The organism is Citrobacter sp. Marseille-Q6884 (genome assembly GCF_945906775.1).
Lineage (GTDB): Bacteria > Pseudomonadota > Gammaproteobacteria > Enterobacterales > Enterobacteriaceae > Citrobacter.
This window is the reverse complement of the sequence record NZ_CAMDRE010000002.1, coordinates 997,580-1,010,399: the sequence shown is the minus strand read 5'-3', so window position 1 is coordinate 1,010,399 and position 12,820 is coordinate 997,580. Positions and strand designations below refer to the sequence as shown.

Annotated in this window: 10 protein-coding genes; 3 read left to right on the top strand and 7 right to left on the bottom strand. The window is 47.2% G+C overall.

What is annotated here, in order from left to right; translation table 11 throughout:
- Window positions 1–7: 7 nt before the first annotated feature.
- From N7268_RS20055 to N7268_RS20045, 3 genes are all read right to left on the bottom strand, one after another.
- Window positions 8–2,533: an EAL domain-containing protein gene (locus N7268_RS20055; RefSeq protein WP_260864196.1), complete on the bottom strand. Its 2,526-nt coding sequence runs from the start codon at window positions 2,531–2,533 to the stop codon at window positions 8–10.
- A gap of 610 nt (window positions 2,534–3,143) precedes the next feature.
- Window positions 3,144–3,599 carry a tautomerase family protein gene (locus N7268_RS20050; protein WP_260864195.1) on the bottom strand — a complete coding sequence of 152 codons (456 nt, stop codon included), beginning with the start codon at window positions 3,597–3,599 and terminating at the stop codon, window positions 3,144–3,146.
- 63 nt (window positions 3,600–3,662) lie between these two features.
- Complete coding sequence (locus N7268_RS20045) at window positions 3,663–4,892, bottom strand: MFS transporter (RefSeq protein WP_260864194.1); 1,230 nt, start codon at window positions 4,890–4,892, stop codon at window positions 3,663–3,665.
- Window positions 4,893–5,213: 321 nt separating this feature from the next.
- On the opposite strand from N7268_RS20045, the gene N7268_RS20040 reads away from it, so the two are divergent.
- On the top strand, window positions 5,214–6,125 hold the full coding sequence (locus tag N7268_RS20040) for a L,D-transpeptidase family protein (protein WP_409929209.1): 912 nt from the start codon (window positions 5,214–5,216) through the stop codon (window positions 6,123–6,125).
- Between the two features lie 94 nt (window positions 6,126–6,219).
- Here the strand turns inward: N7268_RS20040 and N7268_RS20035 are convergent, their stop codons facing one another.
- The 4 genes from N7268_RS20035 to pepT all read right to left on the bottom strand — a co-directional run bounded on the left by N7268_RS20035 (window position 6,220) and on the right by pepT (window position 10,931).
- The gene (locus tag N7268_RS20035; protein WP_260864192.1) at window positions 6,220–6,705 is read right to left on the bottom strand and encodes a hypothetical protein; all 486 of its coding nucleotides are present in this window, start codon (window positions 6,703–6,705) and stop codon (window positions 6,220–6,222) included.
- A 167-nt stretch (window positions 6,706–6,872) separates the two neighbouring features.
- Window positions 6,873–8,315 (bottom strand): transcriptional regulator, encoded by a 1,443-nt coding sequence (locus N7268_RS20030; RefSeq protein WP_260864191.1) that lies wholly within the window; start codon window positions 8,313–8,315, stop codon window positions 6,873–6,875.
- Window positions 8,316–8,478: 163 nt separating this feature from the next.
- Window positions 8,479–9,687, bottom strand: coding sequence for an MFS transporter (locus N7268_RS20025; protein WP_260864190.1), 1,209 nt, complete (start codon window positions 9,685–9,687; stop codon window positions 8,479–8,481).
- Window positions 9,684–10,931, bottom strand: coding sequence for a peptidase T (gene pepT / locus N7268_RS20020; protein ID WP_260864189.1), 1,248 nt, complete (start codon window positions 10,929–10,931; stop codon window positions 9,684–9,686). Before pepT ends, N7268_RS20025 begins: the two co-directional genes overlap by 4 nt.
- A 572-nt stretch (window positions 10,932–11,503) precedes the next feature.
- Between pepT and N7268_RS20015 the strand changes: the two genes are divergently transcribed.
- Window positions 11,504–12,034: a spore coat U domain-containing protein gene (locus tag N7268_RS20015; protein WP_260864188.1), complete on the top strand. Its 531-nt coding sequence runs from the start codon at window positions 11,504–11,506 to the stop codon at window positions 12,032–12,034.
- A 14-nt stretch (window positions 12,035–12,048) separates the two neighbouring features.
- Window positions 12,049–12,771 carry a molecular chaperone gene (locus N7268_RS20010; protein WP_260864187.1) on the top strand — a complete coding sequence of 241 codons (723 nt, stop codon included), beginning with the start codon at window positions 12,049–12,051 and terminating at the stop codon, window positions 12,769–12,771.
- Window positions 12,772–12,820 lie beyond the last annotated feature (49 nt).

Sequence of the window (12,820 nt, the reverse complement as noted above, 5' to 3'; positions counted from 1 at the left end):
CAGTCACTTAACGGTAAATCAGTTTTCCGTCGCTGAATGTGTAGGTATTGAACGGCGCGGGGCGGCAGAAATGATAGCCCTGCGCTTTCGGGCAGCCTAACGCCAGCAAGCGTTGACGGACCTCTTCCGTTTCGATCCCTTCGGCAATCAACGGGACGCCAAAACCTTCAGCCAGGGTAATGACCGAGGAGATAATTGACGCGTTCTTCTTATCGTTAAGGACATCAGCGACAAACTGGCGATCGATTTTAATGGCATCAAAAGGCAGTTTGTGCAGATAAGAAAGACTGGAAAAACCGGAGCCAAAATCGTCAATCGCCACGCTGATACCCTTCTGACGCAAAGAGCAAAGCGTTTCATTGATATAGGCAATTTCACGCAGCAGCACCGTTTCCGTAATTTCAATGCAAATGTTCTGATTGACCAGACCCTGTTGCTGGATGGTTTTCAGCAAATGGGTTGAAAAATTGTGCTGGAGCAACTGGTTGGCGGAGACATTAATGTGCAGCTTGAAGTCCGGCGACGCGCCCCGACTTATCAGGGTGGCGAGTTCAGCGCATGCCTTCTCAATAATCCAGTTGCCTAAAGGCAGCATCAGACCGGTTTCCTCTGCCAGCGTAATAAAGCAGTCCGGTGAGACATGCCCCCATTGCGGCGATTGCCAGCGAATCAGGCATTCCCCTTCTACGCTCTCTGTGGTTTGTAGATCCACAATCGGCTGCATAACCAGATAAAACTCATTATTGATAAGCGCATCTCGCAGACTTTCATGCAGACGAATATTACGCAGCTCTTGTTCACGCATATATTGCTCGTAAAGCTTGACCCGCGACTGCTCATCCTGCTGAGCCTTTTTCAACGCAATATAGGCATTCATAATACTGCTGTGCACGGTATCAGCCGTAATATCCTCATACACCATGCCGACATAACCGGTAAATGTATACTTATTGACATTATGGGTGGTGTACGTATTCGCTCCGCCAAATAACACATCAAGCCGGTGCTGGTAATAGGCGCATATCTGCTGGCTGAAATGGCCTGGGTAAATAATGATAAATTTATCGACGCAGTCACGGCATAATAATGTCCCGGCCGGAAGGTTTTTCTTCATGACTTCGATAAAGTCGCTGAGATACTGTTCCGCGTATTCACTACCTAACAGGTTGGTAATGGAACTCAGGCTGGCGGTATAAACCACCGCCAGAAGATTATAGTGTCTGTCCGGTGCGCGGCGCAGTGATTGCAACAAACCCGCGCGCGACATGAGCCCCGTTGAGGCATCTTCATTAATTTGCTTCTCAAGGGCGAAGAAACTCCGGCTCACCTTCTGGGATAAACGGAAAAAGGCAAGATCGAGGTAGGCGATTTCCGGAAAACGCCATTTATTTGAAGATAATATCCAGGGCTGATCGACCAGCTTGTCTGCTTTCTGCGTAATGAGTTTTAGCGGTGAAATCACCCGGGAGACCACCACAAGAATCAACGCTAATCCGAGGGTAAAAATCGCCAGACAGATGATCAATGCCAGATGACGGGCGTGGCTCATTTCCTGCATTAGCGCCACTTCAGGCACAATAATGACCACTTTCCAGTCGAGTAACTCCAGCTCCTGACCGATTGGCATGAACAGGACAAAATTACGCTCACCGTTAAGATGAAATTCTGCCAGGCTGTTTTTCTCGACCGTATTCATTAGCCCACCCGCTGCCCGTGCGGACATCGAAGAGGATGAGGAGATCAGCGGCAGCGTCAGCCCTTTCTGATCCACCAGGCGACCTTGCGATTTACCGGTAGTCAGGCTGGCATCGTTCGACGCCACAATTTGGTTATTATTGTTTAAAACCAGCAGCAAACTGTTCGGGAACGGTTTAACCGTATCCAAAAAAGTATTTAATTCAGTAAGATGCAAGTCACTTGAGACGACACCGGTGAATTGTCCATTTTTGTTATAGGTCGGCGAGCTGTATGAAATACTGACACCATTCGTGGAGTTCATATCCCGGTATGCCGGTGTCCATGTTGAACGGCGTGTTTTACTGGCGATGGCGTACCATGGCCTGATCGACATGTCATAACCATACAAAACATCCTCAACCCCGGACGTCAGGGTGGTACCGTTGAAAAAGGTTAACTCGTTATTCGTTTCGGGTGATTTGAGGGTAAGGTACTCTTCAGACAACGAGTTTTTTTTACGGGCAATGCCGACATAGTCACCATGTATATTGCCAAAGGCAACCGAGCTCAGATAATTGTTTTCATTAAACACATTATCAACGATGTTCTGTAATTCCGATTGTACCAGGGACAGGGAGGGTATCGCTTCACCACTTTCCTGAAGTCCGTGGGCAATAATTAAGTTAGCCTGGCGCGGAATGTTGACATAATAATTGATGGCATTCTTGACGGATTGTCCTTTGGAATGAATCAATTTATCAATCATGATATCGAGAATGGCATCGGTTTCATGGCTGATGTAGTTATAAACGGTAAAGAAAGTACCGGCAAAAGCAATAACCAGAAAAATTATCACGGTATTTAACAGCGATAGCGGAAATACTTTCCTCTCAAGCCTGGTAATACCACTGAATGATTCTGTGTTTGTTTTCACACTGTTTGACATAAGATGTCAGCACTCCCTTCACGAGTCATTAACATCCAGCATTTACTCTGTTATTTGCCATGCCACATGATCGACGTAGATTGAAAATGTAATGTTAAAGCGTAATAAATATAATTGACTTAATTTTAATGTTTGCATTAAAACATTAAACCTTACCATCTGAAACCAGGTCGTATAACGCACCCGCGATGTATTTAAAACGTAATATTTAAAACTGAAGTGTTAATGAAATTTTATGTTTTATAAAAAACAAGTTCGCTGATTTCATTGCTGATACTAACATGACGGGAATTAATCTGAGTGACTATTTTTTGCGTAGAAATGAATATTTACGTAATTGGAAAGGGTATCGGTTGCGCTCAGCCTGCGGGTGAGTGAGCACATCAAGAGAGTAGAAATGATTGACCTACAGATGGGGCGACAAACGAGCTGTCAGGGTCTTACGATTTTCACTCTGTAAGACCTTGATAACCCTCGTGACCCTGGGCGACAACACTCGATTCAAACGGGCTGTCTGGATTTAGAGCATCTCTTTATGTGTCGAATCCAGCGCTTGCAGACGTTTTTTTAACGCCTCTGGCAACCCGGAGAACCATTGCGCTTCACACCCGGCCAGTGGCAGAACTTTGCCAAACTCAACCATGTGATCGCAATACAGCGTATTGATGTAAATCCAGATATCTTCCCGGCTTATCCCGGAAATATCCGCCACATCCTGCACAATATTCAGCATCAGGCTTTCAATCTGCTCACGGGAGCGCCCTTCCCGCAAATCGCCATTAATCCAGATGTGATCACCGGCAGCAGAACCGCCAACATAGCGATCATAGCCTTTGTCTTCATCAATGATGACCTGGACAAAAAAGGTCGGTGCTCCCGTCGCTTCGCTATGACGCGCAGTAATCGCATTAGCCACACGCGATTTCTGCTCATGTGTGAGAAGGTCACGCGGCACCCGGCAAAAATAAGTCGGCATAAAATCACTCCATTAAAAAGGCCTCTTACGAGACCTTTGGTCAACACAGGACAAGCACATCACTTACAGCGAACGCGCAAATTCATTGTTCCGTGCCGCAGTCGCAGCAGGACGGCGAATCGTCAGCGAAAGCACCACGGAGACAATCAGCAGGATGAAGATAACCCAAAATGTGGCCTGAAACCCGCCGAACAGAGAAGCGATGACCGATCCCAGGAATGAACCGATGCCGAATCCCAGATAAATCACACCATAGTTTTTGGTCACATTGTTTAAACCGAAGAACTCTGCCACCAGCGACGGGTATGTGGTCAGGTGTCCACCGAAGTTAAACGCCACACAAGCCAGCGCAAAGAAGAATGACATTTCGTGCAGATGGACGAAATTCAGCAGCACCATACCCACCAGGCAGATGATCTGTCCGAAGGTGACAACGCGGATGATACGGACTTTATCCGACATAATCCCCATGACCAGACGTCCTAACAGGTTCGCCACAGCCACGACGGTCACTGCGTTAGCGGCGGTCATTGCGTCCAGATGAACGATAGACTGCGCAATGTCTTTCGCCACACCGACCACATACAACCCGCCCATCATCGCCGTCGTGAACATCAATGCCAGCAGCCAGTACTGCGGTTTGCGCATGGCTTCACCCAGTGTGTAATCTTTCTGAATCGCCCCGCCGGCCACTTTCACGTTCTGATGCGGCGCATCGGTCATCATCAGCGCCCCGATGACACAAATCACACAAGCGATAACCCCCCACCATAACATGGCAGACTGGAGACTAAAGGATGCCAGCAGATCCATGTTGATGAATTTAAACGCCAGAGAACCTAAACCATAGCAGCCGATGGAAAACGCCGAAATCAGACCGCGTTTTTCAGGGAACCAGCGAACACAGTTCGTCAGTGTCAGCAGGTAACCTGCCCCATCAGCAATTCCCACCAGCACACCGCCAGTGACCCACAAAAACATCAGATTGCTTGAATAGCCCGTCGCCGCGAGACCAATTAGCAGCAATACGCCAGAGGCTGTCGTCACGCTCTTAACACCAAAGCGATCCTGCAGTTTCCCGGCGAAGGAAGAGGCTATCGCCAGCCCCAGACAAAGAATACCGAACGTAAACGCTACGTTCGGAATAGTGGAATGCAGTTTGCCCGCAAAGGGTGCATTGAATAAAGACCAAGTATATACGGAACCCAGCGCGAATTGGGATAACAGGGTGCCGATAAATGTCAGCCAACGGGTACGTGGCGGATATTTACGTTGTTGCGGTTGAGACTGCATAGGACGTTCCTCGATAGTCGGTTTCTACGCGCTACCTTATTCTTTCTTTTTGACGAAAAGAGTTAAACGGAATGAAGTGCACTAATCACGGAATGAAATGCACTTATTTGGGCATGAGTTGCATTATTTGTATGATGATTTGCATTTTAAACGCCCTTTCACTGCGTACTCTGTAGGCATTTACAGGCAACCGCAGCCCTGCCAGAGATAAAGAAAACCGGCAAAAATGACGTCATTTGTTACATTTAAAAATGATGGATCAGAGTGGCAGATATACGTAGAATGAAGCCCTAAGTAATTTGTCATACAAATCAAATGTATATGAATATTAAGGCATTACTGTTATTTTTCGTTGCAGGAACCGGTATAAATACCGCATCAGCCGTTACCTTCCCCCTTCCAGAGACAGGCAACAGAGTCGTCGGCACCACCGAATATGAACAAATCCCCGCAGGCAGTAAGCAGCCTCTGGAAATGTTCGCGGCAAAGCACCATGTTGGAATGAGCAACATGATGGATGCCAATCCCGGCGTCGATGTTTATCTTCCCACGCCCGGGACAGTATTAACCTTTCCTTTGCAGAGTATTCTGCCGGACACCGTGCATGAAGGTATTGTCATCAATACCGCTGAAATGCGACTTTATTACTATCCCAAAGGCCAGAATACCGTCGAGATTTACCCGGTTGGGATCGGACAAATTGGCCACGATACGCCGGAAAACTGGGTGACGTCTGTCCGGCAAAAGAAAGTCGGTCCCACCTGGACGCCAACCCCAAATGAGCGCAGTGAATTTGCCGCTGAGGGAGATATTTTACCCGCCGTAGTGCCTGCCGGGCCTGATAATCCAATGGGGTTGTATGCCATGTATATTGGCAACCAGTTTGCAATACATGGCACGAACGCGAATTTTGGTATTGGTTTACGCGTCAGTCATGGCTGCGTGCGATTACGTGCAGATGATCTAAAAACGCTGTTCAGTGAAGTGCCCGTCGGCACACGCGTAGAATTTGTGAATCAACCGGTTAAAGCAACTGTCGAAAAAAATGGTGCGCGTTATATTGAAGTGCATCATCAGTTATCCGAGTCGGAAAAGGATGCAACGGTAAATCCATCAACACCCGCATTGATACCGACATCGCTTTTACCGGTCGTTAATGATCCGCAGGTGCAAAAAGAAACACTGAAGCAAGCGCTGGTGATGCGCTCGGGCATGCCTGTCAGACTTAACTAATCCGGTGATTCAGCTTAAAACGCCAGACAGGCTATCTATTACCGATAGCCTGTCTGGTATATTGCCTTAATCAAAATCCCTGAGCGGAAACTGATTATCTTTTTTGCTCATTTCGGATAAACATAATGGCAACCATGCTAAAGCCGATAAATTGCCAAAGATATTGACCATCGCTGGCACCGGATAATGTTTGGGTAAACACCATACACCCCGCCACAAAGAGCGAAGCAAACGCGGCGTAGATTAACCATGGGCGTTCTTTGTTTGCCAGAAACTCACCTTTCAATACAGAAATAATGATCAGCACAAAGGGTAAACACTGCAGAATAATCAACACCGGGAACACATAGTCAAATACCGGGCTTAAGAAATAATGTGCGACCTGGCTCTTATCCCAGGTCCCTACGATATATCCTTTCCAGCCAGCCCATGTATCGCCTGCATATGCCGTATCCGGGGTGATAATACCAAGAAGAACCCCCATGACCTTATCAATAAAGCCATTCTTAAACCAAAAAATAAAGATAAAGATCTGCACAGGAATGATTTGAAAAGCAAATTTTTTGAATAGCGCGGACATACCATCACATCTCCAGGAAAATAGAATTCCCGGTAAGTATCTGATAAAACGGCCTGAATCCGTTGATGCAAGGCAATGTGAAATTAATCCAAACAAAAATCAAACAAATTTGCTGGCTACAAAGACACATTTACCGTAGTCAATGTACCTCTCTCCCCCGCACGTGATTATGGCGCGCTCAGTGACCTGAGGGTGATGTTTTGAGAATCGTTGATAAGCCCATAAAGTTGGCCATTGCTCTCTTTTTGGATCTCCATAAAACGCTTGTAGTTATGCATCGCATCGTTTGGATTCCCTGACTGATTATCTGCAACACTGAGGAGAAAAAAGCCAATTGGACTGGTGGCGTTTTCCGTTGCATAGGCCAGATAAGGATAGGCTTCATCGGCACGCTGATTCAGAATCAACGCCAGACCTAATGCAAGGTTCGCGATATCACAACGCGGACTCATTTCGAACCCGCGCAAGGCCAGTTGCAATGACTGTTTGCGGTTATCCTCGCCGCCGGACTGTAAATATTTCAGCGATGCCGAGTACGACAGTAACGCATTGACCAGATAATTTTCCCGCCCCTGCGCTTTCATATTCTGCAATTGAACGGCAACGTCATAAAACGCCTTTCCTCCCTCGCCATGATAAAAAAGCGATATGCCTTCAGAAATCATATGCCAGTCTTCATAACGTTTGACCGATGCCACCTGATAGTTCGCCGTTTCATTATCGGAACTGGCAGGAGCAATGATCGCGTTAATTTTCTGCACAACATCCCCCATTGAAGAGAAGAAGCTATCATGATCGAAGGTTTGACTGATGGTCATGCTTTGCGATGTTTTCTTATTTTTAACAATCACATTCAGAGCGTAAGCTGCGCCCGCTCTTTTTATTGTTCCTCGCAACTCAAACCCATATTCCGGTAACACTTTTTTAGTTGCAGAGGATAAATATGAATACTGATAACCCGTCAATCGCTTCGCGGAGTTAATGCCATAAAAGATAGCGTTATAGACATTCTTCGCAGCGACCTCATCCTGGGTTGAGTCCGGCTCGATATTATGAATATAGACAGGGATAATACTCTCTTGCGTGACAACAGAATCTTCGGGGCAGTTGATAAGATAATCAGCGGTAACAAACAGCCCGACGGCAATAATAAGCAAAAAGATCGCCACAGAAACAGGCTTGACAGTATTCACGCCCCTTGCCTTCGGAACACATGACGGGGTCTGAACCTGTTCATTCGGTGTGAGAGTGTCATCCGAAACGAGATGGTCCGCTTCGCAGACCTCTTCGACCTCAGCCTCAAATAAATACCCTTGCTTCGGGATAGTTTGTATAAATTTATAAGGTCTGGATTTGTCCTGAAGTTGGCTACGTAGCGTGCTGATCACCTGGCGGACTAAATTATCTGAAACATGACTGCGCTGCCATACATGAGCAGCAATCTGCTGAGTGTTAACGACCTGCGACCGATGGTCGATAAAATAGAGCAGCAAATGTGTTTGCAAGGGTTCCAAACGAAAGTCATCATTCCCAATGACAATTTTATTTCTTTTGGGATAAAACGTGATCGGTGTATCACATTTTAAAATATAGTGATCAGCAGATTTCATGGTGATGATTTTAACTCAATGTTAAGCGTTTGAGCTTAACTGAATGAATAAGCGTGGTGCAAGCCAAATAATCGCCATGCCCTCACAGTAAAAAATGCCGGATAGATAATCCGGCATTTTCTCAGGAGATAACGACATTAACCCTTATACGAATCGTATTGCATCATGCCGGGCTGAATACAGTCTTCTGGCGTTTAGGGAAAATTAACCATGCCACCACTGGCGAGATCACCATCAGCGCAAACACCCAGGTAAATCCAACCGTGAAGCCATGTGTCAGGTCGATAGACCAGCCGATTATCTGGCTATTGATCGTCACAATAATAAAGGTGACAAACCAGAACGTGGACATCGCATACGTCACGGTTTGCGTTGTCGCATTTTTCAGTCCCTCTTTAGGGATGGAGAAAATGAAGGCAAACCATGTGGCAAACACGAATCCTGTCAGGAACGAGCAGACCAGAATAACCATATCATTGGTAGCGAACAGCATCGCGAAGGTTGTGATCGCCATAATGATACTGGTGACGAATAACCAGGATTTATAATGGTAGCCTTTCGCCTTACACATCGGTCCGACAATGGCCCCCAGCATAATGCCCACCTGGTTGACGGTGCCGCTTAAATGGGCATGTGAATCCGCCGGGAGATGGGCATATTTGGCGTAGTAGAGCGGCAAAAAGGTAAACATGAAGACCATCATGATCATCGCACCGGCATATTGCGCAATCATTCCCCAGACAATACGGCTGAAGATCACTGCTTTCAACGCCTGCCATTTTTCCGCCCGCGTGATTTGAGCCGCCATTTTCACATTGCGCTCTTCGTCTTTAAAGCACAGCATCCAGACCACGCCCAATACCAGCGTAATGACACCGTAAGCGGCGAGTAAATTGCGCCATCCCCCCAGAAGCGTTGACAGCCAGGCTGCCAGAGTCAGAGCTATGATCGTGCCGATAATGTTGGAGGTGCAGTTTATGCTGTTGAGCGTGGCGCTGGTTTTATTATCAAAATAACGTGCCACGGTAGGCACCAGAGACACCAGACAAATTGCGCCGCCTAAGCCGCCAAGGAAACGGATAATCAGCAAAACGGTAAAGTCGTGAGTCAGCGGGATGAAAACAGAGAGCCCAATCATCACACAACCTAACAAATAGGATTTACGCGTTCCGAGGCGGGAAACAAGAATCGCCGTGCACACCGAGCCGACGATCTTGGCCCACAATATCACGTTGGACATCAACGCGGCATGCGACACATCCACATGAAAATCGGCCATAATTTGTGGCATGACGGAGCCGGTGGTCGCCCATACCGCGCCGAACACCATGTATACGGCATACAGGACAATTTCAATGATCCACTTATTCACGCGACAACCTCTTGTGCACTGAGTTCGACCATTTCCAGCAGCATTTCACCGGCCAGACGCAGGGATTCAACCGGCAAAAATTCTTTCGTTGAATGGAAGTTATGCGCCCCGGTGAAGATATTCACCGTTGGCAACCCTTTCGGAGTAATAACGCTGCCATCATAGCCACCGCGCATAATGAGCGGTTTCTCTACAATGTTCAGATTACGCATCGCCTGTTGCACGTTGGCGATAATAGCGGGGTTTTTATCAAGGCCTGGTTTGACATTGTCGTAGATATCGCTGATGTCGATATTCACTTTATCGTCGCCCCACTGCGCTTTCAGTTGTTCGACAATCGACAGCAGCGTCGCTTTCCTGGCCTGGTATCCGGTTATTTCAAAATCGCGAATCGCAATATCGAGCGTGGCGCTTGCTGTATCCCCGGTCAGCTTATGGGGCCAATAATAACCTTCGCGTCCTTCAGTGTGCTCCGGGCGCTCTTTAGCCGGCAGCGCTGCAATAACATCTGTGGCCAGGCATAGCGCATTCACCAGCTTGCCCTTCGCGCTCATCGGGTGTGCGGTTACCCCTTTAATGGTCAGCCGCGCGCTTCCGGCGTACCAGTTTTCCACCACATATTCGCCGACGCCGCAGCAATCCAGACAAATCCCGTAATCCGCCTGTAGGCTGGCAACATCCAGCGCTTTCGCGCCGCGTATGCCGATCTCTTCATCAGGCAACAACACCAGGCGTACATCCCCATGACGACACTCAGGGTGAGTGGCCAGGTAGCGCAGCGCTTCGACGCCCGCTGCAATCGCCGCTTTGTCATCCGCACCCAGCAGGCTGGTACCGTCCGTCGTGATGAGATCCTGCCCGATATAGTCTAATAATTCTGGATGCTGCTCTGGCGACAGTCTCTCTTGAGTACCGGCAAGCGTAATCGCTTTGCCGTCATAATGCTTAACGCGTACGGCGTGCGTATCACCGGCATGGTCTGGCGCCGTATCGAGGTGGGCAAAAAAGACGATGGAGGGAAGGCCTGCATGATTGGCCGGGAGCGTGATAGTGGTGATGGCATTGTCATTGATAACAACATTAATGCCCTTATAATTTTCGAAATATCCTGCAACCTGCTGGGCAAGTTTATATTGATTTTGGCTGCTGGGAAGTGCTGAATTATCTGGAACTGAAGTGGTGTTTATTTTCGTACACTCAAGAAATGTCTTTATAATACTTTCCACATCTATACGTTCACTCATTATCATTTCCTCATCATTTGTTCTAATGCGACAACATTTAATTCACAACCATGAAAAAACCTATAAACACAATGAATTACATCCTTTTGTTCTATAAACACCCTGAATCAGACGTGGGCAAAATGCAATTAAAGAAAAACCCAGCATCACCAAAAACATGTAATAAAATATTTCGTTAATATGCATTTCTATTACCAGATAAAAAGCCAATAACATCGTGTGAGCGAAATAATTCGTATTGCGAGATGAAATGACGCGACGTCCTCGTGGGCATACGCAGCTCAGGATAAGTCACCGCCCTCCTTTCATGAACGGGTAATCAGTGAGATAAGCGGTGTTCAGACCGCACTAAAAAACGCCCAAACACCGGCTTAAGTAGTATTTAAAACGAAACATTGCAATCACACTTGGGTATTATTTTTTGTAGACCACATCACCTTTTTCCTAAGTAAAATTCATTAGCTTAACTGGCACAAGACTAATACTTATCCTAGGGTTTAATCATGGCTTCCTGTATCACATTGTTGTTTTTTTAAAGCAAAAAATGTGGTTATTTGAAAGAGGTATAGGATATGACTCCAGTCATCAGCACACGCTTAATTCTTTTTTGCACCGTGTTTTCCATGACGTCATTGGCAAATGCAGCAACAGCGAATGGCACATTTCAGGTGCTTATGACTATCCAAAAAGCCTGTACTGTTACTGCGGGTTCTGCCTCAAATATTACGCTTGGGCCAGTGAATACCACCGCGACAAATACCAATGGCAGCAACACCATTTCCATTAACTGCTCTAAAACTACGCCTTATTTTATTGGTCTGGCACCTTCCACAACCAACGGTGGAAATACAACGGGCGGCGGCGCGATGTCCTCGGTTGCTAATTCAGCGACGAATACCGATAAAGTGCCTTATCAATTGAATCAAACGTCCGCAACCGGCCCTGTCTGGGGCAATACCGCAACCGCAACGTCTGTGGGAAATGGAGTGGCCTCTATCGGGACAGGACAGGGGCAAAACTTCACCGTTTACGCTACTGCGCCGAGCGCCAACTTCACACCTGACGATTACGCCGACGTCGTAACGGTTACCGTTAACTATTAACCTCAGGAAGACAGATGATCGATAAACTGCCTTTACAGCAGTGTGCCTGCGCATGCCTGCTGGGGATAGCGATGAACGTCAATGTCGCCGCCGCAAGCGGGTTGCAGATAGCGCCCGTAACGTTAACGCTACAGGCGACGCAAAACGCCGAGGGTATCTGGTTAAGCAATGCCGGTGATAGCGTGCTTAATGCCCAGGTCCGGGTTTTTCGCTGGAGTCAGAGTGCATACGGTGACAGGTTGTCACCTTCTCAGGGACTCGTCATCAGCCCGCCAATGCTTGCCTTAGCACCGGGTGAGCGTCAGTTAATTCGTGTTATTCGCACCGGTCCGTCATCTCTCAATACAGAAGACGCTTATCGGTTATCCATCGATGAATTACCCCCGGCAAAATTAGAGAAAAATAAGCTCCAGTTTATTCTGCATTATTCCGTACCCGTATTTATTCAACCGGCCACACAGACGGAAAGCGTGGCGAAATTACAATGGAAAGTGCAACAACAGGATGGCAAAAAATTTCTTGAAGTCAGTAATCAGGGTAATGCGCATGCTCAACTCTCGGCAGCGACGTTTATCACTCATCAGGGTGCTAAAAAAGTGATTACCCCAGGGCTATTAGGCTATGTTCTTCCAGGCTCAACGATGCGGTGGATATTATCCCCGTCCGCCAGTGATAAGCATGATGGCGGTAAAGTTGAAGTAACAGTAAATGGTCAAAAAACTGTACAAGAGCTCTGACTGGCCCGGCTTTCTGGTGAAATTTTGCTTACTCAACGGAGCATTAATA

Coding starts and splice junctions, on each gene's coding strand:
- N7268_RS20050 (WP_260864195.1), bottom strand. CDS start 3,599: ATGCCGACTTATTTTTGCCGGGTGCCGCGTGACCTTCTCACACATGAG.
- N7268_RS20045 (WP_260864194.1), bottom strand. CDS start 4,892: ATGCAGTCTCAACCGCAACAACGTAAATATCCGCCACGTACCCGTTGG.
- N7268_RS20040 (WP_409929209.1), top strand. CDS start 5,214: ATGAATATTAAGGCATTACTGTTATTTTTCGTTGCAGGAACCGGTATA.
- N7268_RS20035 (WP_260864192.1), bottom strand. CDS start 6,705: ATGTCCGCGCTATTCAAAAAATTTGCTTTTCAAATCATTCCTGTGCAG.
- N7268_RS20030 (WP_260864191.1), bottom strand. CDS start 8,315: ATGAAATCTGCTGATCACTATATTTTAAAATGTGATACACCGATCACG.
- pepT (WP_260864189.1), bottom strand. CDS start 10,931: ATGAGTGAACGTATAGATGTGGAAAGTATTATAAAGACATTTCTTGAG.
- N7268_RS20015 (WP_260864188.1), top strand. CDS start 11,504: ATGACTCCAGTCATCAGCACACGCTTAATTCTTTTTTGCACCGTGTTT.
- N7268_RS20010 (WP_260864187.1), top strand. CDS start 12,049: ATGATCGATAAACTGCCTTTACAGCAGTGTGCCTGCGCATGCCTGCTG.